This window comes from Acetivibrio cellulolyticus CD2 (assembly GCF_000179595.2).
Classification (GTDB): Bacteria; Bacillota; Clostridia; order Acetivibrionales; family Acetivibrionaceae; genus Acetivibrio; species Acetivibrio cellulolyticus.
Genome location: NZ_JH556658.1, coordinates 153,074 through 176,707 on the forward strand (window position 1 = coordinate 153,074; position 23,634 = coordinate 176,707).

The following is a 23,634-nucleotide window of genomic DNA, read 5'->3' on the forward strand; positions in this document are numbered from 1 at the left end:
ATGATGGATTTGACAGGTATAAATAATTATAACGAATATTATACCAACCATTACTTTGCTTCTGTATTTGAAGAGAATGCCGCCGAAACAATAACAGCATGGAAAAATGCGTCGAAGGAGTCGGAAGAACTCCGTACACCATGGTCATTGCTCCGGGATTGTGCAAAGTTATATTATACAATTTATGATAAGTCTAAAAGGACAAAAAATGATTCGCAGATACTACCCATGATTAAAGATCTGGCAGACATTTGTCTTGAATCATTGGGGTTTCCAAATGCAGAACCATTTTGTATTAATACAGAGGATGGGATAAAAATACCGGTTTATCTGGAAATAAAAAAGGCAAACGGTGCTCCGCTTTTATGGGTAATGCTTGCTCATTCTCCCGAAAGCGATTCAAGTCTCATGCAAAGCTATTGCTTTGATGTGGGAGAAAGCATTTTTGAGAGCGGTAAAACTAATATCCATTGTGAAGAATTTGCGACAAAGATTTTATTCTCATTATCAGAACCGCCAAGGTGGATAGTTGTAATAGGTTTAAACGGTATTGCTCTTATTGACAGAAACAAGTGGAACGAAAAAAGATATCTTGAATTTGATCTTGAAGAAATTTTTAGCCGGAGAGAAGAGAGCACTTTGCAGGCTATGGCAGTATTGCTGCATAAAAATAGTTTATGTCCTTATGAAGGTACATCGCTTCTTGACAAGCTTAGTGATAATTCACACAAGCATTCAGCTGGGGTGTCCCAGGATCTAAAATATGCACTTCGTTCAAGTATAGAGCTTCTTGGCAACGAAGTTTTGTATGATATGAAGCACCGCTTGAACCGTGATCTGGAAAATGATCCTGTTGATGCAGGACAGCTGACTTTGGAATGCTTGCGGTATATGTATCGTATGCTTTTCATGTTGTTTATAGAATCCCGTCCTGAACTTGGATATGCTCCAATGAAGACACAAGCTTATGTTAAGGGGTATTCCATTGAAAGCCTGCGTGATATTACTGAAAATATCCGCCAGGAAATTGACGAAGTGGGCGAAGGATATTATCTACATGAAACATTATCAAAACTGTATGATTTGATTTATAACGGATATCCTCATTCTGAAGAAGAATTAAAGAAACTATCCGGCTCGGAATCACTTCATGATGTATTTGTTATTGAGCCATTAAAAGCTCACATATTTGATCCAGAGTATACAAAAATGATTACAGAAGCAAAGCTCCGCAACTGTGTCATGCTCGAGATTATTGATCTCATGAGTGTTACACGTTCTACAGGCAGAAGGGGAGATCGCAGGGGAAGAATATCCTATTCTAACCTTGGTATAAATCAGATGGGAGCGGTATATGAAGCACTTCTTTCTTATAGAGGATTTATAGCAGAAGAAACACTGTTTGAAGTAAAACGTGAACGAGATGATTTTGATGAACTTGATGTTGGATATTTTGTACCTGAAAGTGAGCTGCACAACTATACGGAGGAAGAAAGGGTACGTTATCAATCAGGTGAAAATAAAAGCAAGCTTCGAAAATATGAAAAGGGTACATTTATTTACAGGTTGGCAGGTCGGGAACGTGAAAAGTCTGCGTCATACTATACTCCTGAAGTGTTAACAAAATGCCTGGTTAAGTATGCCTTAAAAGAACTTCTAGAAGACAAAACAGCTGATGAAATACTTGAACTTACTATTTGTGAGCCTGCTATGGGAAGTGCTGCCTTCTTAAACGAAGCTATCAATCAAATGGCAGAGGCATATATAGATAAAAAGCAGAAAGAACTAGGCGACAACATATCTTATGAAAATAGGAATCAAGAAATACAGCGGGTTAAAATGTATATTGCAGACCGCAATGTATATGGTATAGATTTAAACCCTATAGCAGTAGAGCTTGCAGAAGTTTCTCTGTGGCTTAATACGATTTATAAGGATGGTTTTGTTCCATGGTTTAATACACAGCTTGTTAATGGCAACTCTTTAATTGGTGCAAGAAGACAGTGCTATCGAATAGAATCACTTGTTACAACCCAGAATGCTGCAAAGTGGTTTAATAATGCACCTGAGAGAATCATGCCCGGTGATAAACGAATGCCTAAAAAGCAGATTTATCATTTCCTTATGGGTGACCCCGGCATGGCAAACTATACAGATAAGGTTATAAGAGAGCTCGCTCCAGAGGAAATAAAGAAGCTTGCAGCTTGGAATAAAAAGTTTACTAAGCCATATGAGGAAAGTGACTTAGAATCATTACTTCGGATTTCAAAAATAGTAGATACCCTTTGGGAAAAACAAGTGGAACTAAGGCGTGAGGTAGAAGAAAAAACAGCCGACAAACTTACTGTTTATGGACATGAAGATTTAATAAAAGACTCTCGTACAACTATTCGAGAGAAGGACTGGATTTATCAGAAACTTTATAAGTCAGAGGAAATGGAAAATGCAGGACCATATGCAAGACTTAAATTTGCTATGGACTATTGGTGTGCCCTTTGGTTTTGGCCTATTGATAAGGTTGACCTTCTACCGACAAGGAGCGAATTCATTTTTGATTTATCGCTTATTCTTGAAGGTGGTATTATGTCAGTTAATGCGAAAGTAGCATTTGGTCAAATATCTTTATTCCCAACGCAAATAGAGGAAATGGCACAGGATATTATCGGCAAATATGATGATTTGAGTAAGGTTGACCTTCGACAGCTTTGTAAAAATGAACCCCGTTTGCAACTTGCAAAGGAAATTGCCGAGAAGAATAAGTTCTTTCATTGGGAACTTGAATTTGCTGATTTATTTGAGAAACGGGGTGGGTTTGATTTAGTTATTGGTAATCCACCATGGATTAGGTTGGAGTGGAATGAGCAGGCGGTATTGTCTGATAGACATCCATTTTTTGCAGTCAAAGATTTTACAGCAACACAGATCACTCATCAACGTAACGGAGCTCTCTCTACAAAGATTACTCATGAATTATATTTTTCTGAATATGAAACTACAACTGGTACACAGAATTTTTTAAATGCTATACAAAATTACCGAAATTTGAAAGGGCAACAAACTAATCTATTTAAGTGCTTTTTACCACAAGCATGGCAGTTTTGTGGAAAATCTGGTCTGTCTTCTTTTATTCATCCAGATAGCGTATACGATGATCCAAATGGAGGTGTATTGAGAGAGGAGATATACCCACTACTACGTAAGCATTTCCAATTTACTAACGAGTTAAAGCTATTTTCAGAAGTGGATCATCACACAGTTTTTAGTTTAAACGTGTATTGTAATAAGCCATGTACAACATTTGACACTATTACGAATCTTTTTGATGTGTCTACTATTGACCAATGCTATGATGATTCAATAAAGGGAGAAGTTCCTGGAATAAAAGATGATAATAATAATTGGAATATAAAAGGTCATCCTGATCGGATTGTTCATGTTGGTAAAAAGGAATTACAGCTCTTTGCAAAATTATTTGATGCAAGTGATAATTGGAGTCAAGCAAGGCTTCCAGCTCTTCATGCTAAACAGTATGTTGATGTTCTACTGCGTTTTAATGAATATAAGACGAAAATAGAACAAATAAAAAACAATTTGTTTTCTACTGTTATGTGGGACGAAACGAAAGCACAAAAGGATTGTATGATAACTAGAAATGTTCACTTTCCTGAAAGTGGAATGGATGCTATTTATTCAGGTCCTCATATTGGTGTAGCAAATCCATTTTTTAAAGCTTCTCGTAGACTATGTAAGTTAAATAGTGACTATGATAGTATTGACTTAACACAAATGGAGTCTAATTATTACCAAAGGTGTAATTATTCTCTTGGCTGTACAATTGATGACTACTCATTAAAAGTACAGAATACACCTTGGGGTGTAAAATATCACAATGAATTTAAACTTATTTCACGAACAATGCTATATATGAATGGAGAACGAACGCTAATTTCTGCTATAATTCCAAGAAATACTTCTCACATTAATGGGTTGTTTGGATTAGCTTTTTCTAATATGAAAGATTTAGTGTCGGTTGCGGGAACTTTTGCATCAATACCTTATGATTTTTTTATAAAGGTTACAGGAATGAGTAATTTCCGTATTTCAACTGTTGTTGGTTTACCGTTCATTAGAAATTTACCACAAGTTCTTTGTCGTATATTAATGTTGAATTCACTTACAAATAATTATTCTGAACTATGGAAACGATGTTGGGAACCAAACTACGTTTATACATCTTGGTCTAAATCTGATCCTAGGCTAAAGCGTGAACGTTTTAGTTCTCTTACTCAAGAATGGACATGGGATACTCCATTTCGTACTGATTATGAACGTCGCCAAGCTCTTATAGAGATTGATGTTCTTACAGCAATGGAGCTAGGTATAACTCTTGACCAGTTAAAAACAATATATCGAAATCAGTTTTTTGTATTACAGTCCTACGAGTCAGATACATGGTACGACAGTAATGGTCGAATTGCATTTACCAACAACCGTAGTCTTACCAACGTTGGATTCTCCCGAACTGCGTGGAATGAAATCAGGGATGCAAAAAGTGGTACATTTACCCATACCATCATCGATGACACTGTGCCTAGTGGTCCTGTAGAGCGTACAATAGAATACATTGCACCTTTTGATCGTTGCGACCGTGAGCAGGATTATGAAACTGCATGGGCTTTTTTTGAAAAGAAATTTAAAAATGAAAGCAATTAATGCGAATTTGTTTTTCTAACTAATGAGATAAGGTGTTTTTTAATATTCCGGGGGGGTCACAAATGTCAGATTTATTCAACATTCTAGAACGTGCTTACAAAAAGCTTAAGGCAAGCATTTATTTTGATAAAACACAACTTGTTTTGAGAAATAGAATTGTAATGTATGAAGGTGATGATTGTGAAAAATTTAAAGAAAAATTGCATAGACTTGCTGTTAAGTTAACTGCAAGTGAAAGTGAGTGGACCGAGTTTGAAAATGAACTATTAAAAACAATAGAAGTGTTGGCGTTCCCTAAAAAAGTAAAGGATGATTCAAATGAAAATCTTATAAGAAACGATTATAGTGATTCTGTTGAAATTGAAAGAGCACAATACTTTTTTGATATGGACGTTGAGGGTCAATTATTAGGAGTACTCTGGATTTTATATTTTGGTATAGATATTGACGAAAACCTATATAAAAATTCTTATGGTAATAGATTAAAACCGAGAGTAAAAAAAGAGAAGCTTGAAGTGGATGAAAATTTGACTTTTTCTCCATATCTATTTAAGCCTTACTACAATCAGTATGAGACTTGGCGTGATATTGGGCTTAAGTTGGCTCAAGATTATCTAAACAAAGGACAAGATATTTTGATAATTACAATGGATTTTAAAGATTTTTATCACTCGGTTGATTTTTCTGAAAAGGAGTTTAAGAATTTTTATAATGATTATTGTGAGAAACATGGTGGTCATGACACTGATACTGGCTTTGAGTTGGAAAAAAGAATTAATATGTTTGTATTCAGATGTATAGAAAAGTATAGTAAAAAATTTAAAAAGGGAAGAATCTTTTTGCCTATTGGTTTTTTGCCATCTAATATATTGTCTAACTGGTATCTGGATAAATTCGACAAAGAAATAATCAACAAATGGAATCCTGTTTATTACGGAAGATATGTTGATGATATAATTATTGTTGAGAAGATTGAAAAGAATAGTCCTGTTATTAGTCTTTTGAAACAGGATTCAAATGATGATAAGGATAGAAAAGATAGAATTTTAGAATACTATCTATGTAACTGTAAAAACAACATTGGTAACGATTGCAAAAATAATATGTCCCTTCTTAAAATTTTACCTACAGAAAAGAATAAGCAGGGAAAAAAAGAGGATGTTATCTATGAGGTTAATAAGAAGATATTTAGTGATAAACTAAATCCAAAAATCACCCTGCAAAATAATAAGGTAAAAGTATTTTATTTTAATTACAAAGAATCTGATGCTTTAATAACATGTTTTAGAAATACAATTAGAGAAAACAAAAGTGAATTTAGATTTTTACCAGAAGATGGGGCTGTTTTTTATGATGATGACTATAGTGAAATTTATGATGTTAAAAATTCTGAAACTATAAATAAATTCAGAGGGATTGAGGGGATAATTGTTGATAAATTTGCCCTTTCAAAGTTTTTAGGGAAATATTTGAGAATTGGCAGCTTAATTACTGATAAGAAAGAGTCAAAATTTGTTAAGGATATAAATAAGATTTTTGATAGTAAAACAATTACTGAAAATTACTTTGTTTGGGAAAAAGTACTTCAATTCTTTATTGAGAACAATAAAATTGATTCATTTATAAAATTTGTACAAACGATTAAAGGTGTTATTAATAAGATTAATTTTAGCGAAGAAATCAGCGAAACAGAATGTTCAATAAGTGATACACTTAGTGATTTCTTATTTTCTGCAGTTGTTAGATCCTTATCACTTTGTTGGGGTAAAAAAATAAAGAAAGAAGTTGTGGAAGTTGTAGCTATATTCGAAGATACGTATTCTGCTAAATATATAAATAAATGTCGTAAAAACTATTGTTGTACGCGAATGATAGACAAGCATTTGATGCCATTATTAATTGATACAGTAATTGAGGATGAGATTTTTCTTGATGATAAATACTATAACTTATGTTTTCTTGATACATATAGACTTGCGAGTGATTTAATGTTAGAAAAAGCAAAATATAAGTATTACCCATATATGATTACACCTCAGGATATATCATTATGCTTGACATTTGGTAAAGTTATGAGTAATTCGTTAGTTGAAAATTCAGAATTAATTGATAAAATGAAAAGAAAATATGTTGATATGAATTATAAGCATAATACAATTATTAATGATGAATTGAGCTTTTTATCTACTCTTGAATCAAAAACATTTCTTAAGTGTACAGATAAAGCACATATAATTAAAGTTGGAGATAAAAAGAAACAACAGTTAAAGATTGCTGTGACAAGTGCTGCTGTAAGTAATGACGATTTTGTAGGAGTTTTAACCGATAAAGTAAATAGATCATTTTCTAGATATAATAAGCTCTCTAAAATCATTAATCAAGCTATTAAGCATAAAGCTGATATTTTGGTGTTGCCAGAGGCTTATGTTCCATATGAGTGGATACCTTTGATTGCACGCAAATGTGCAAATGCAGGAATGGCAATTATTACAGGTATTGAACATATAAAGTCGCAAAAAAGTATTTATAATATTACCGCTACCATATTACCCTATAATGTTGAGGAATATACCTTTTCGTATATAGGATTTCATACAAAAGTTCATTATTCGCCTGAAGAGGAACGGCAGATAAAGGGGTATGGTTTTGAAGCTAAACGTGGAGATATGTATGATCTGTTTTTATGGAATGATCTTTGGTTTTCAACGTATTGTTGTTATGAGTTGGCATCTATAAGAGATCGTTGTATTTTTTCATCATATGTTGATATGCTTGCAATGGTTGAATGTAATAAAGATGTAAATTACTATAGCAATATAATTGAATCATTGAGCAGAGATATGCATTGTTACTGTGTTCAGGTTAATTCTTCAGAATATGGAGATAGCAGAATAACTCAGCCAGCAAAAACAGAAATAAAAGATATAATTAAGACTAAAGGTGGAACAAACGAAACAATATTAATTGGCGAAATTGATATAAATAAATTAAGAAATTTTCAAATTAAGGGGTACGAGCTTCAAAAAGATGACAATACATTTAAACCGACACCACCGCAACTTGATATTGAAGTTGTAAAGAAAAAGATTAAAGGAGTACTGTTTTCTGAATTTGATGATGATTAATTTCTCCAGAAGAAATTAATCATGACGATTTCTAATTTATTTCAATAATTTGAATATTTGCTGGTGTTAGAATAAACATCATGGAGGTGCAGCGTGTTACCATCTATACTTGTTAAGCAATTGCAGGAAGGATTAAGTGATTATATAGAAACGACATTTCCTATGACCACGCCTGGGTTCAAGGGCTCTGTTGCAAGGATGCTGAAGGAAACACCTGATTCGGTATTTCATGAGCCATATTTTTCTGTTCGTCTCCCATTTCGTGTTGTCGATGAGATGACTGAACTCTTTACGTCCATTCGCACAACATATAAGCCATATGTACATCAGCAGAAGGCTTTTGAACGATTGACAGGAGAGGATGGTAGATCTACGCTTATTGCAACTGGGACAGGTTCGGGTAAGACGGAATGTTTTATATATCCTATACTTGAATATTGCTATAAGCATCGGGGAGAAAAAGGAATAAAGGCTCTCATAATCTATCCTATGAATGCACTGGCATCCGACCAGGCAAAGCGTATTACAGAGCTTGTGCATAACAGCCCAGAACTAAAAAACAATGTAAGTGTTGGTATGTATGTTGGTGGACATGAGGATTCTCCTTGCCGAGTAATGAGTGAGGACAGAGTTATAACAGACCACGAAACAATGCTTTCTTCTCCGCCGGATATTCTCATGACAAATTATAAGATGCTTGATTATCTATTGGTAAGACCAAAGGATGCAGCACTATGGAAGGACAATAATCCTGATACTCTAAAGTATATAGCAGTCGATGAACTTCATACTTTTGACGGTGCACAGGGGACCGATCTTGCTTGCCTATTAAGAAGGTTAAAATCGAGGTTGTTTATTCAGCCCGGCTTCTTATGTTGTATTGGTACTTCTGCTACAATGGGCGACAAAGAAAGTGCTATAAACATATTAAATTATGCTGAAGAGATATTCGGAGAAGAATTTGAGGACGATGCAGTTATTACAGAAGACAGGTTGTCTGCGTTTGAATTCTTCAGTGGATATGAAATGACAGACTTTACGTTTCCTACAAATGAGGATATTGAAAAGTTAAATACCTTAATAGCCGAGGGAGATCAGGGAAAATACCTTGAAGCGGCTGCAAGTGCCTGGATTGAATCTGATATTACTGATATAAAGACTGATCAGGCTCGAATAGCTATTGGACAGGCTCTTATGAGCCATAGTTTTATGCAAACAATGATTGAATACGGTGCAGGAAAGTATATTCAGAGTTCACAGCTTTGTAAAGAGCTTTCTGTTAAATATCCTGAGTTGAAAAAGCTTTCTGATCCATCTGCAGCCATAGATGCATTAATTGCTTTGATATCTCATGCTCGAATCAATTCAGTTGTTAAGCCTCGTCCTTTCTTGACAGTCCAAGTGCATTTATGGATGCGAGAGTTGAGACGACTTCTTGCAAAAGTATCTAAAGATGAAATTACATACGCATTGGCATCTGATTTAAATGAGCAACAGGCAAAGCAGTATTTGCCAGTCGTAAACTGCCGTGATTGCGGTGAAACAGGATGGGTCAGTATAGTCAATGAGCGTGGAAATGCTACACTTGTAAGTTTAGAGATCTTTTATAATTTGTATTTTAATCAGGATAGTAAGGTTATTATGCTGTATCCTTATGAAGAAGATACAGTACCATTTGGTATGGGAGCGGCTCGATTATGTACAAATTGCCTGCAGCTTGATATTGGTGAAGGTGCTACCAAACAATGTTCAGCATGTGGTAGTGAAAATATACCTGTTATGTTTCCTCTAAAACCAAAGTCTACTGGGAGCAACCGAGGGTTTTCCTGTCCTCATTGTGGAAGTCAGATAGGGCTTTCAATTATGGGTTTAAGAAGCGCAACAGCAATAAGTGCAAGTATTTCACAGATGTTTGCTTCAAAGTTTAACGATGATAAAAAAGCCCTTGCATTTTCCGATAATGTTCAAGATGCAGCTCACCGTGCTGGATTTTTCAGCTCACGTACATGGAAATTTGGTATAAGAAGTGCGATTCAGAGATTTGTATTAGATGGAGGTAATGGTTTAAGCTTAAATGAATTCTCAAAAAAATTCATTGATTATTGGCATTCAAAATATAGTGATGAGGAATTTGTAAGCCGATTTATTGCTCCTAATATGACTTGGATGCGGGCGTATGAAGAAATGAAGAGTGAAGGCGTTCTTTCTTCAAGTAAGGAAGCTAAGAAACTGATTATGGACATTGAGAATCGGCTTTCCTATGAAATAATGCTTGAATACGGTTTAATGAGCAGAACTGGGAGAACGCTTGCAAAATCAGGCTGCTCAACCATTATGTTTGACAATTACACTGTTGAAACGGTGGCTGATGCTGTTAGAGAAAGAGTTATTAATGAATTGGGTGCATTTGCACATACAGATATACTGGTATTCAGACAGATGGTTATAGGTTTTTTAGATATAATGCGATCTTATGGTTCATTTAATGATAAAGTGTTTAATGTTTTTACTACAAATGACGGTAAAGATTATCTCCTTTCAAACGATATGGAAAAGTGGCTTCCGGGAGCAAAAGTTGGTAGGAATATACCTAGGTTTATTTATGAGCCGGCAGCAAAACTAACAAAGAAGATATACAACTTTGATTCGCTGTATTATTCCAAATATGCTGATTGGATAGAATATTGTGCTACAGAAATATTTGTTGGAAAGGATGTTTATGCTGAAACGGCAAGGATATTACTTGGTGAGCTAATAAAGGCAGGTGTTGTAGTACCTATGCCTTCGAATGACAAATATTCAGTTTGGGCACTTGATAAAAATAAAGTTTTTATTTCCGGTAATGTGAAGCAACTTGTCTGTGATGACTGCGGACAGTCAATTTCAGTAAGTGTTGAAAATGTTGAAATGTGGAAGGAAGCTAAATGTCCAAGAAATAATTGTTCAGGAACACTTATTGTAAATGATGAGGCTACACTAGGTTACTATGGTAAGCTTTTCAGCACAGGTGATATTTTTAGGGTGAGTGCAAAGGAGCATACTGGTCTTCTTGAGCGTGATGACAGAGAGGAGCTTGAACGTATTTTCAAGCGTAGTTCAAGTGATGCAAAGCCATGGGACAGCAATGTTTTATCCTGTACTCCGACGCTTGAAATGGGTATTGATATTGGAGATCTTTCTTCGGTTATTCTTTGCAGTGTTCCTCCCGGGCAGGCACAATTTCTGCAGAGGGCAGGTCGTGCAGGCAGAAAGGATGGAAATGCTTTAGTTTTATCGGTAGCAAATGCAAGACCTCATGATTTATACTTTTATGCAGAGCCTATGGAGATGATGGAAGGTACTGTAGAACCACCTAAAATTTTTCTAAAAGCTTCAGCCGTATTGGAAAGACAATTTGTTGCATATTGTATGGATTGCTGGGTTAAGAAGGGTGTAAAAGAAAATGCAATTCCGAAAAACGTGAGTGTTTGTATATCCAGATTGAAGGAACATCCTGAGGATATTTTTCCGTTTAATTTTCTTAAATATGTACAGAGTAATCTTTCCAGTTTGCTTCGTACATTCCTTCAAATGTTTTCGGAAGAACTTGATGATAATGCAAAGGAAGAAATACGTATTTTTGCACAGGGTAATAAGTTTAAGGAAAGTCCCATGCATAAAAAAGTTTTGGAATCTTTTGAATCATTGAAACAGCAGAGAGATGCCTTGGCGGAAAGTATCAAGCAGTTAAACAAACTTATTAAGGAACTTGAAAAGAAGCCTAAGGATAGTTCATATGAAAAAGAGATTAAAGAGTTAAAAAGTGAAAAAAATGCCCTTGGCAATGTGGTAAAAAACCTGAACAATAAAGAGGTATTTAATTTCCTGTCTGATGAGGGGTTGTTACCAAACTATGCCTTCCCTGAAGCGGGAATAATATTAAAGGCTATTTTATATAGAAAAGAAGATAATGAGGAAAAGGAAGAAGCCGAAAACAAAAAGCGAAAATATGAGAAGATGATATATGAGTATAACCGCTCGGCATCAGCAGCTATAAGTGAGTTTGCACCACTTAATGATTTCTATGTTGATGGTAGGAAGCTTACTGTAAATCAAGTTGATTTAACAACTTCACAGACTGCAAAATGGCGATTATGTCCTTCGTGCTCCCACTCACAGATTGAAGAAACCGGTAAGGATGCAGCAGCATGCCCGCAATGTGGAAGTCCTGCTTGGTCAGATTCCGGACAAGTTCGCACAATGCTTAAAGTTCAGATGGTATATTCCAATATGGATTATTCAAAGAGCTTTATTGGTGATGAAAGTGAAGACAGAAGTTCAAAGTTCTATTGTAAGCAGCTTATGGTTGATGTAAATGAGGAAACTGATATTTATAAAGCATATAGGATGGATAATGATGAGTTTGCTTTCGGATACGAGTTTGTAAAAAAAGCGACTCTTCGTGAAATTAATTACGGTGAAAAGGATATAAACGGCGAAAAACTTACTGTTGCCGGAAATGAAGATGTAAGAAAAGGGTTTAAGCTTTGCAAATACTGCGGGAAAATCCAGACTGATAAAGGCAAGCCTGAACATACATTTACCTGTAAGTCCAGACAGCCTCAATCAGGAAATGCTGACCCGGTTGAAGAGTGTCTTTTCCTGTACAGGGAGTTTAATACGGAAGCACTCAGGATACTTGTCCCAGCAACAACTATGGATTCTTCAAGGGTGAGGCAGGAATCGTTTACTGCCGCATTTATGCTTGGAATGAAAGAGTATTTTGGCAATGTTGATCATTTGCGTGCTTGTTTGAGTGAAGTACCTGTTCCCAATGCTGATTATAGAAAACAATACCTTGTAATTTATGACTCAGTGCCGGGTGGAACAGGATATTTGAAGCAACTTATGCAGAATGAAAATGCCCTTATTCAGATATTTGAGAAGGCACTTGATGTATTAGAAAAATGTGAATGCAAGAAGGATATTCAAAAAGATGGTTGTTATCATTGCTTGTATGCATACAGACAGAGTCAGAACATAGGTCAGATATCCCGTTCAACTGCTATAAGGATACTTAAACAGATACTAAGTGGCAGGGATAATGTCGAAGAAATTGATAAACTTGGTAACGTACCTGTTAATTCATTATTTGAAAGTGAGCTTGAGAGAAGATTTATTGAGGCTTTGTCGCAAACCGGAAACAAAAAGAGAACAGTTGTAATTACCAAAGAACTTGTAAAAAACAAGGAAGGCTATCTCTTGAAAGTTGGTGATAGCATTTGGGAAATTGAACCACAGGTGGATTTGGATGAAGAAAATGATGTTTGTGTAAAAACACGTGCAGACTTTATTCTGTGGCCTGTTAGAACTAATGGAAATCAAAAGCCGGTTGCAATATATACAGACGGATTCTTGTTTCATAAGGACAAAGTAGATGGTGATACATTGAAGAGAGAAGCTATCCGAAGAAGTAATAAATTCAGGGTATGGATATTAAGTTGGAAGGATGTACAGAATGTATTTAAAGTGCAATCTGACTATGCGACACCAACCCTGTTACCTGAGAATATGCCCAGCGGAAAGAATATGTATAAACCTACTGTAGAGGGAGAAAAAGCCGGAGCTCTTGAGTCGGAAAAAGCGACAACTATAGAATTGCTGATGAATTACCTTGAATTGCCTGATGCAGAGAGATTGTTTGAAGTACATGCTCGAGCTTATGCGTTGTCGCTTCTCGAACCTACAAATTTGAGCAATAGTATGGTGTTTACAGATTGGAACTATATTTCAGCTAGGATTATAGATAGTTTGGAATTGAGAGATACACCGTTTGAATTTGGTAAGACATTCTATGGCAAATGGATACCACGATCATCAAGCTCGCATTTGACAATTTTAGCAGGTGTTGATGTAACAGATATGCAGAAGCAAAAGACAAAAGCTGCTGTAATTGTTTGTGCGGTGTTAAACGATAACCCAGATAATAGAGCTGACAAATATGAAGAAGAGTGGAACGGTTTCTGGCATTTTTATAACGCAATGCAGTTTCTGTCTGGTTTTGCCGGAGTAACTGAAAATGGTATATCAGCAATGATTTATAATATTATACCTTCCTATAGTCCTAATGTTGAAGATGCCAATGCTGATGCTGGTATGGGTGAGCAGTGGACGGAAATACTTGAACAGGTTTTTGATGATGATGCAAAGGTATACCTAAATAAACTTATCACAATCGGCGTTCCTGCACCAAGTTCTGTGGGGTATGAACTTGTAAATTCAAGAGGTGCAGTAATTGCAGGATGTGAACTTGCATGGGAAGATAGAAAAATTGCTTTTCTGCTTGAAGAAGAGGTAAAAGATATATTTGAAAGTGAAGGATGGAAAGTTATTATAGTGAATGAGGATGTTGATATTAGTGCATTTGAAGGAGGTAATAATTAATGAACGAAAATATTGTTGCAATTTCATCGGATTTTCTTTCTGCATTTGCTAAACTTCCAAGACCAATACAAGGTAAGGTAACAGAGTTTATAAACAAGTTTAGGAACAATCCTTGTTCAAATGGCATTAACTATGAAAAGATCCATAATGCAGTAGATAAGAAAATGTGGTCAGTTAGAATTGATGATACATATAGATGTATTGTAGTGAGGCAGGAAGAAAGCGGAGTATATCTGCTTTTGTGGATTGACCATCATGATGAAGCTTATGATTGGGCAAGTCGAAAGAAATGTGAAATTAATAAACTAACCGGAAGTATACAGGTGTTTGATATAAAACAAGATGTATTGGAAAATGTTCCTGATTATCCAGGCATCTTCAAAGAATTGACGGATGAGCAGCTTATTGAGCTAAGTTTGCCATCGGAACAGGTTTTATTGGTTCGATCATTTGTTTCAAATGATGAGTTTTATAATGCGAAAAGAAGTATTCCTTCAGATGCTTATGAAGCACTCGAATGGATTGTAAACGGTATTCCTTATGAAGAAGTAAGAGAGTTATATGTAAAAGATGCTCCGGCAGAGATCACGGAAGACTTTGCTACAGCTCTTCAAAGTGAGAGTAATCAGAATTCTTTTGTAATTGTTGAAGGTGAGGAAGAACTACGTAAGATTATGGCAGAACCGCTTGAAAAATGGAGGATATTTTTACATCCCACACAGCGGAAAATTGTAACCAAGAAATACTCAGGACCCGCTCAGGTACTTGGAGGAGCAGGTACCGGTAAAACCGTTGTTGCAATGCATAGGGCAAAAACTTTAGCTTCAAAGCTCATTGAAAAAGAAAAGATATTATTTACAACGTATACTGCAAACCTTGCCGGAGATATCAAAGATAATTTGAGAAAGATTTGTACTGTTGAGGAGCAAAGGCGTATTGAGGTAATCAATCTTGACCAGTGGGTAGCACAATTTTTGAGAGAACATGGTTATACATACACCATTTCCTATGATGAAGTAATAAATGAGTTGTGGAATGAGGCTATTGCTTTGTCTGGAGAAGATGTTGAGTTCCCTGTTGGATTTTTTGATGAGGAATGGTCGAAGGTTGTAGCCCCACAAGAAGCGTTTACACTTGAACAATATATTAAGGCTTCCAGAACTGGAAGAGGCACGCGTCTGGACAGAAAAAAGAGAATACAGATATGGCAGGTTTTTGAAGAATATATAAGTCTTATGAAGGAACGGCAGGTTAGAGATGTTAATACTGCAATGTATGAGTGCAGAATGATTCTTGAAAAGAACCATGAAGGAGTTAAATACAAATCAATCATTGTTGATGAGGGCCAAGACCTTAGTATGAATGCATATAAGTTGCTTCGTTCAATTGCCGGTGAAGAACACGAAAATGACATATTTATTGTTGGTGATTCTCATCAGAGAATTTATAAGAACAGGGCTGTTTTATCAAAGGCAGGTATAAATGTCCGTGGTAGAAGCAGTTATTTGAAAATAAACTATCGAACCACAGAAGAAATAAGAAAATATGCTTTTGCCTTTCTTAAGGGAGTTTCATTCGATGATTTAGATGAAGGTTATGATGATGGAAAGCAGTGTCAGTCACTAACACATGGAACAAAACCTGAAGTGGTTAATTTTAATAGTGCTGCAGAGGAATTTGGATATATCCTTGAGAGGGTTAAAAACTTATCTGAACAGGGAATAGAGCTTAAAGACATATGTATAGTTGGCAGAACGCATAAACTCATTGATGATTATATATCACAGTTTACCGCAGCAGGAATCAAGACTTATGAAATTAAGCGAAGTAAACTTGATGACAGAACTTTTGATGGTATACGTGTAGCGACAATGCATCGTGTTAAAGGTCTGGAATTCCAATATGTTTTCGTTGCAGGTGTCAATCAAAGAGTGTTGCCATTAGCTACAGCAATTAATCATACGGATGCAGTTTCAGAGGATGAGAGTTATGCTTCAGAAAAATGTCTTTTGTATGTTGCACTTACACGTGCACAGAAGGCTGCGTTTATAACTAGTTACGGTACGCCATCGGAGCTCTTGGTGGAGTGAGTTTTTTCGGATTATGAGGAGGTTAAAACATGAGCAATTTATTTTATGTAAGAAATTCTGCATTTGATGAGTCTGTTCGGTTATCAATACCTATTAAGATGAGAAACGGTAAAATGAATTATTTATATGGAGCTAGAATGCCTGAAATTAGAGATGGCTCAATATGCCAGTTGATAATTAGTGTAGAGGATATTGAAGATGAAGCATTAAAAAATATACATTTGATAGAAGAGGAACACATATTAGTTAAAAAAGACTTGGAAGTTTTTGTTGAGATTAACTTTAATAGAGTCCAGAAGGAAGATAGGGAGTCAATCGAAAAAATCCAGTATGGTGTAGAAACCCGCTATGGTGTTAAAATCATATTGGATGAGGATTTGAAAATATTGGTAAAGGGAGATAAAAACCCTGTTTTGCTTCCATGTAAATGTAGAATTCCGAAATTAGATTATTATGAAGCTGATAGCATAAATCAAGCACAAACTTATATAATTCAAAAATTACAGGAAAAGAGAAAGTCATTTACAGCAAATGCATTTCAAAAGACTTATGTTAAACGTGAGAAAGGATATGTTTTGCTGGATGATATTCGAAATGAGATGCTTGCAAGTATTGAGTCCCGTCTGATTATTAATACAGATGAGTTTATTCTTAATGAGAAGATATCAGAATCTATTCTTGCAGAGTCCATGAAAGATGAGATACAAAGAAAAATATTGTCCTTTATGATGATTAATAAGAATAGAATTACTGGTTATAAAATTAAAGAACTATCTGATAATAAAATTGGTGGGGTTATTGAGTTATTTGATAAAGGTGTGTTGATTTCAACTGAGCAGGTGCTGGCTTAAATTATAGATAGAATATAAATGGGGGCAAGCATATGAGATACTTGTTAAATGAAGATGAGGTTAAAAAGACAGTAGATTTACTCCTAAACAAATTTGAATTATCTACTAGGTTTTTAAATGATCTGTATGGTCGCAATTTAAAGGATGCAACAAGTGCAGTTTTATCGGAATTAGACTTCAGCGAATTGGATAGGAAAGAACTATGCCGTTTGATTGTAATGAGAGAAGGAGTTAACCTGTTGTCTGGAAGTTCAGATGAGAAACGGCAATTAAGAAAAAAGATATTGGACAAAATTCCAGATAAAAAAATAATTGAACTTTATTCAAAACATCCTGACAATAATAAAGTTATCACATCACCATCATATATGCGTACACCGTTGGCTGAAAAGAAGTGGCATTCAGGTAAACGCTGGGCTAAAGATTTTGTTTGTTATTCAGGATTACCTGAAATTCTGGCAGGATTAAGTTTTGATAGGGAAACCGGCAAAAAGACAATTGAAGTAATAGAACCGAAGAAAAAAGTTCCGGAATTAGTTGAATATCAAGTTGATATTAAAGAGAAACTTTTAAGGATATTAAAAAATGAAAGTGTTAAAACAAGATGTATGATTTCTCTACCTACAGGTGGTGGCAAAACCAGAGTTGCTGTTGAAGCTTTTTTGGATTGGATGCAGGCTAGCTTTGAAGAAAAGAAATATTTGTTATGGATAGCTCAAAGCGAAGAGTTATGTGAGCAGTGCATAAGCTGTATAGAGGCTATGTGGACAAGCAGAGAGTTTATTTTACCGTTAAGGGTTTATAGATATTTTTCAAAATATGACTTCGATGATGAAGATATTTTGCAGGGCGGAGTAGTAGTTGCAAGCATAAATAAAATTTATCATAGAATTAATGCAAAAGATCCTATTATTTCAAATATTCTTTCTAATACCGGTGCCATGATTATTGATGAAGCACACAGAGCTTCAACAACAATGTATGATTTGTTATTCAAGGAAGCTAAATATCTGACACAAAACAAACTATTCCCTATCTGCGGATTATCTGCTACACCAGGTAGAAATACAATAATTAATGAAGCTGAAGTTGGTAAGCTTGTTGAAAGATTTCAGATGAATCTTATACCCCCAATGTTCAGTGAGGATGAAAAATATAAGAATAATCCTTTGGAATATTTCAAGGAGCATAAATATTTGTCAAAAGTAAATCACACGGTTTACCAATCCAATATAGAGTACCCACTTACAGAAGAAGAATTGAAAGAACTAGAAGAAAAAGGAGAATACGCTCCATCACTTCTCAAAACTATAGCTGAAGATACAAAAAGAAATATACTTATACTCAAAAGACTTCTCAGAATAAAAAGAGGAGAACCTACGCTTGTTTATGCCTGTACAGTAAAACATGCTGTGTTTCTTTCTACAATGATGAATTCCTTTGGCAGAAAAGCAGCAAGTATTGAATCAGATACCAATAAGATGGAAAGAAGATTGATTATAAATGATTTTACAGAAGGTAAAATTGATTTCCTATTTAACTTTGGAGTTCTAACAACAGGCTTTGATGCACCTAAAACTCGAAATATAGTTATTTGCAGGCCAATAAACAGCAACATTCTTTATGAACAGATTGTTGGGAGAGGAATACGTGGTACAAGATTTGGGGGAACCGAAGAATGTGATGTTATAGATTTCTCTGATAACATTCATAATTTAGGAGAGCAAAAAGCGTTTATGCGGTTTAAACATTATTGGGATAGAGAAGAGAACGAATAATAATAAATTTATAAATAAAATTAAGAAGTGGTGTTAACACGGATCATGTAGTATTAATCAGCATGAATTCTAAAATTATACAAAGTGTGGAGGTAAATATGAATTTAATTCGTAGTTTTAGTAAGTTTCATAATATAGGGCAAGGGCTGTTTTATTCAGGTTATTTTAGTATTTATCAAAATGAAAATAGTAGGGTAGATTATGTTATTGATTGTGGTTCAGAAGATATGAAATACCTTAATAACGCATTAACGGAATATATAGATGATTTGTGCAGGCATAAAAAGGGAATGTTAGATGTATTGATCCTGTCACATTTGCATGAAGATCATATTTCTGGTTTAGAAAAGTTATGTAGGGCTTTCAGAATAAAAAGAGTTATCCTTCCATATTTAGATCCAATAGAAAGACTAGTTTTATATCTTGAAAACAAGTCCAAATTGGAATGGTATGCAGATTTTATTATTAATCCAACGGCATTTTTTAGAAAGTATCATGTAGATGAAATCGTATACATAGATGAAAATGATGATAGGTTAGAAAAGAACACGAATGTAAATAACCGGCCAGATCCACAATTTGAGTTTTTCATAAACAGAGATGGCTTAAATATATCTATTGGTAAGATGCAAAGAGATTTTGCTTTAGAAGATAATGTAAAAAAGATAGATCCTGAGATTTTAAATATTACTGGGGGTGATAAAAGAAGTCTACAGGTCTCATTATTAAAGGAATACTCTTTAATTATTTATGGGGTTATTGAATTTGATTTCTTTGTTAAGAAACTTAAAACAGATGTGTTTAAAAAATTTAAGAGAAATGTGTCTAAAATAATTGGTGTAAAGCCTCTAATAGACGCAATTAATAATGAATCTAAAAGGATTCAGATCATCAATGAATACAATAAATTACCGGGTAACTTTAATAATACTTCACTGTGTAATTCAATTGTGTCATATGGCAATCATAGAATATATAATTACAAGTGTAATGCTCCTATAGAGTGTTTTGATGAGAGATGTATTTTGGCTTGCCATTGTTGTAAAAGAATAGATCGATTTGGATATATTTTTACAGGAGATATTTGTCTTGCTCCAGCCAAATCTGGAAGCCAGTCAGGGTTATGCAAAGATTTTATTTCACACTATAAAAGCAAAGCAGAAAAAATAAATGTCTTTGTTGTGCCGCACCATGGTTCTACAAATAACTGGGATGCAAAATTAATGGAAGTATTTAATGCTGAACAGTGGGTTGTATCAGCAGCGATAAAAAATAAATATAATCATCCAGATTTATTAGTATTAAAAGATTTATGTATTGAAAACAGACTAAAATGGGTTAATGAGAAAACTACTACGGAATATAAGTATTTGTTGGAATATTAATACAATCTTTATTGCGGTTAGATAGAGACGTATGGGCTTTTGCTTTCTTTTCCAACAAACTCTTGTACTTTACCTTTTCACTCAACACTTTACTGCAGATTTAAGTATGGTATTCTGTATGGAATAGTGTGGAAAGTAGGATACAAACAATAAAGAATACCAGCATATATTACCGGAAGATTTAAAAGACATTCGTCAGGTGAAACAAATATAGGAAAAGCCGTAGCTGAGATAGAAAATGGGTAGGATGAAAAGCTTTTGATAAATGTTGTTAAGTCTCTGGAACTTTATGCACCAATAAATTTGACTTGCGTTGACAGAGTTTGCTATAATCAAATTATAAGGGTTAAAATATAATCAAAACATAAATGTATTTATAGTAGGTAAATAATATATCTAACAATTTAGCAATAAGCTTATATATTGCTTGGTAAAGGGTGAAGATCATGAGTAATAAGGATTTTAACGAATATTTAAAGAACATTGCCCAATATACTAAAAAGGTATCAAATGAAAAGGTATCTCCCGAAAAGTCTCTAGAGTCTTTGGTTAAAGCCGGTATATGTGATAGGGATAAAAAACTTAGTAAAGAATATAGGAAGGTTTGATTTATGTATTCAAAACTTCCAAGTTTGATTATTGGATTTCATGGCTGTGATAAATCAATATATAATCAGGTTATAAAAGAAAATCTGCGGCTAAATCCAAGTGAAAATGATTATGATTGGTTGGGTAATGGAATTTACTTCTGGGAAAACAATTTGGTAAGGGCATATGAATTTGCTTTAGAGAAAAAAGAGCGTGGTCAAATAGAAGAAGTAGCCGTTATAGGAGCCGTTCTTGATTTGGGTTATTGTCTTGACTTTGTTAATTCTGAATATATAAAATTGTTAAAAGAAGGGTATGAGTTACTGGAGGCAGATTGCTTAAATGCAGCAATTGACTTACCTGATAACAAATATATGAGTAATGGAGTATCTCTATTAAGAAATTTGGACTGTGCAGTAATTCAAAGAATTCATCAATGGAATGAAGATAATAACTATAAAAGTTTTGATTCAGTAAGAGGAGTTTTCTTTGAAGGGAAAGAGATATTTCCTAATTCCGGGTTTAGAGAAAAAAATCATATACAAATATGTGTCAGGAATATAAATTGCATAAAAGGATATTTTTCTCCCTTGGAAGCAGATTCAAATTATGAAATTCCATAAAATTTTTTGAGCATGGTTAGATTAATTTATATTGATGACTGTATTCATGGATAATCTTGAATTGTTGGGTTAAAATACAAATGGGTACGGGATCTCCCGTACCCATTTAATCATGCCTATCTATCAAACAATGTTGTACTAAGGTATTTTTCTCCACGGTCGGCTAGCAGCACAACCATAAAGCCCTCTTCAATTTCCTTGATGCATTCTAATGCAGCCAGCATGGCAGCACCACTGCTCATACCAACAAAAATACCTTCATTGAGCACAATTTCTCTACACATTGCAAAAGCTGCTTCGGATTCTATCATAACCCTGCGGTCAATCTTTTCAGGATCGTAAATTTCGGGAACTATTGCTTCCTTCATATTTTTCAGACCTTGTATGTAATGTCCTTGAACAGGGTGAGCTTCAATTATCTGTATATTGGGGTTTTTGTTTTTAAGTCCCATTCCAACACCCATTATTGTTCCTGAAGTTCCTAGTGCAGAAACGAAATGTGTAACTTTACCCTGCGAGTCTTCCCAGATTTCATTTGCAGTAGTGCAGTAATGTGCAAACTTATTATATTCATTGGAAAACTGGTTCGGCATAAAATATTTGTCAGGGTATTTGGTAACGAGCTCATGAGCCTTTCTTATGGCACCATCTGTTCCTTGTGAAGCATCAGTTAGTGTAATCTTTCCTCCAAAGGCTTCGATCATTTTGCGACGTTCTACAGAAACAGCTTCACTCATAACTATTTCTACAGCATATCCCTTAACAGCCCCAATCATCGCCAACCCGATTCCTGTATTTCCAGATGTAGGCTCAATAATTGTTTTGCCTGGCACCAAAGTACCACATTCCTCAGCTTGTTCAATCATTTTTAATGCAATACGGTCTTTTATGCTTCCTGTGGGATTAAAGCCCTCAAGCTTTGCATATAGCTGGACGCGAGGATTGGGGTTTAACTTGTTTATCCTTACTAATGGAGTATTGCCAATTGTATCAAGAATATTATTGTACATATGCATCGTCCTTCCAATTTTCTAAACAATACTATACCACTCATTCACATGGACTACAAGAAGATATCATTCTATATAGTAATAAAAAACTTATAAATGTGTGATAAAATTTCAAAAAATAGACGTCGTAAAAGTATTTTTATCATCGCAATAAATAATCTACCAACAACTCTTATAAACTTTATGTTTTCTGCCATTACAAATGTAATATGTTTTTAAAAAAAGAAGTGACAAAAGTTGTGACAAAAATGACAAAAGTCATGACAAAATGCTGCTCGAATTTGTTTTATAATTTATATGAAATAATAAATTAACATAATTTTAGGCATTTGCAAAATGACTTAAAAAATCAGATGTAAAAAGTTAGAAGAGATGTAAAATGGACTTTGATAACTTAAGAGGGATATATGTTAGTGATTTGACTGAAAAACCAGAACCTTGTTGATGAAATTGCAGCACAAATAAGCTTATGTATAAGACATAAGTTTCAAGAGTAAGTTAGTAAATCAAGCGATTAAAGGTTTTAAACTACGTATATACTTGTGCTCATGAATTTTATCTGCAAGTATTACAGTAATTAGTTGTGTGATACCTGCGAGATATAAATCTGCTTTAATAGTTAGGTTGTCTCTTGTTTTAAGATTACCACAGGCCATAGGCTCCTTAAGGTATTGAATGTTTTTTTCTACTACAGTCCTAATTTTGTAGTCAGAAATCCATTCGTCAGAGCCTCTAATCACACCTGGATACATGCGTTTATCCATGGCAGGAGATGTGAAGGTTACACGACCGCAAGGCTTGCCATTACAGGGGTTATCACAAGAAGTAACCCATTTACCTTTAATTAGTTTTGCCTGTGGGCACCGCCATTTGAATCTTTCGATTCTTCCTTCTTCTCGGCTCCAGCCATTTGGTTTCATTGGTACAGAAGAATCTTTAGAGCAAAGTGGCCAACCATCATCATTGTATTTAATAGGCGGAAGATTAGGGTTTGAATTTCTGGAATTCAAAGGTATTAGAGCCCTTTGAAACTTGAGTTCATCTAAGA

General features: G+C 34.7%; 10 protein-coding genes and 1 pseudogene. 9 read left to right on the forward strand and 2 right to left on the reverse strand.

Annotation, left to right across the window (positions count from 1 at the left end):
* The 9 genes from ACECE_RS0216610 (at position 1) to ACECE_RS0216650 (ending at position 21,576) form a co-directional block, all read left to right on the forward strand.
* Entirely contained in the window at positions 1-4,713 is a 4,713-nt protein-coding gene (locus ACECE_RS0216610; RefSeq protein WP_010249289.1) for an Eco57I restriction-modification methylase domain-containing protein, read from the forward strand.
* 62 nt (positions 4,714-4,775) lie between these two features.
* Positions 4,776-7,838 (forward strand): reverse transcriptase domain-containing protein, encoded by a 3,063-nt coding sequence (locus tag ACECE_RS0216615; RefSeq protein ID WP_010249290.1) that lies wholly within the window; start codon positions 4,776-4,778, stop codon positions 7,836-7,838.
* Between the two features lie 93 nt (positions 7,839-7,931).
* A complete protein-coding gene (locus ACECE_RS0216620) occupies positions 7,932-14,261 on the forward strand; it encodes a DEAD/DEAH box helicase (protein WP_010249291.1) in 6,330 nt (2,109 codons plus the stop codon).
* The gene (locus ACECE_RS0216625) at positions 14,261-16,351 is read left to right on the forward strand and encodes a 3'-5' exonuclease (RefSeq protein ID WP_010249292.1); all 2,091 of its coding nucleotides are present in this window, start codon (positions 14,261-14,263) and stop codon (positions 16,349-16,351) included. The genes ACECE_RS0216620 and ACECE_RS0216625 overlap by 1 nt, the downstream gene beginning before the upstream one ends.
* Positions 16,352-16,380: 29 nt before the next feature.
* Positions 16,381-17,202, forward strand: a complete 822-nt coding sequence (locus ACECE_RS0216630; protein WP_010249293.1) for a hypothetical protein — start codon at positions 16,381-16,383, stop codon at positions 17,200-17,202.
* Between the two features lie 32 nt (positions 17,203-17,234).
* Positions 17,235-18,980: a DEAD/DEAH box helicase gene (locus ACECE_RS0216635; RefSeq protein ID WP_010249294.1), complete on the forward strand. Its 1,746-nt coding sequence runs from the start codon at positions 17,235-17,237 to the stop codon at positions 18,978-18,980.
* A 98-nt stretch (positions 18,981-19,078) separates the two neighbouring features.
* Positions 19,079-20,365, forward strand: coding sequence for an MBL fold metallo-hydrolase (locus ACECE_RS0216640; protein ID WP_010249295.1), 1,287 nt, complete (start codon positions 19,079-19,081; stop codon positions 20,363-20,365).
* A gap of 446 nt (positions 20,366-20,811) precedes the next feature.
* Positions 20,812-20,973, forward strand: a complete 162-nt coding sequence (locus ACECE_RS31215; RefSeq protein ID WP_162862567.1) for a hypothetical protein — start codon at positions 20,812-20,814, stop codon at positions 20,971-20,973.
* A 3-nt stretch (positions 20,974-20,976) separates the two neighbouring features.
* Entirely contained in the window at positions 20,977-21,576 is a 600-nt protein-coding gene (locus tag ACECE_RS0216650; protein ID WP_010249297.1) for a hypothetical protein, read from the forward strand.
* A gap of 116 nt (positions 21,577-21,692) precedes the next feature.
* Here ACECE_RS0216650 and ACECE_RS0216655 read toward each other — a convergent pair whose 3' ends face one another.
* Complete coding sequence (locus ACECE_RS0216655; RefSeq protein WP_010249298.1) at positions 21,693-22,586, reverse strand: PLP-dependent cysteine synthase family protein; 894 nt, start codon at positions 22,584-22,586, stop codon at positions 21,693-21,695.
* A gap of 506 nt (positions 22,587-23,092) precedes the next feature.
* A pseudogene (locus ACECE_RS27850) lies at positions 23,093-23,634 on the reverse strand (ISNCY family transposase); the annotation flags it as partial.

Coding starts and splice junctions, on each gene's coding strand:
- ACECE_RS0216610 (WP_010249289.1), top strand. CDS start 1: ATGATGGATTTGACAGGTATAAATAATTATAACGAATATTATACCAAC.
- ACECE_RS0216615 (WP_010249290.1), top strand. CDS start 4,776: ATGTCAGATTTATTCAACATTCTAGAACGTGCTTACAAAAAGCTTAAG.
- ACECE_RS0216625 (WP_010249292.1), top strand. CDS start 14,261: ATGAACGAAAATATTGTTGCAATTTCATCGGATTTTCTTTCTGCATTT.
- ACECE_RS0216630 (WP_010249293.1), top strand. CDS start 16,381: ATGAGCAATTTATTTTATGTAAGAAATTCTGCATTTGATGAGTCTGTT.
- ACECE_RS0216635 (WP_010249294.1), top strand. CDS start 17,235: ATGAGATACTTGTTAAATGAAGATGAGGTTAAAAAGACAGTAGATTTA.
- ACECE_RS0216640 (WP_010249295.1), top strand. CDS start 19,079: ATGAATTTAATTCGTAGTTTTAGTAAGTTTCATAATATAGGGCAAGGG.
- ACECE_RS31215 (WP_162862567.1), top strand. CDS start 20,812: ATGAGTAATAAGGATTTTAACGAATATTTAAAGAACATTGCCCAATAT.
- ACECE_RS0216650 (WP_010249297.1), top strand. CDS start 20,977: ATGTATTCAAAACTTCCAAGTTTGATTATTGGATTTCATGGCTGTGAT.
- ACECE_RS0216655 (WP_010249298.1), bottom strand. CDS start 22,586: ATGTACAATAATATTCTTGATACAATTGGCAATACTCCATTAGTAAGG.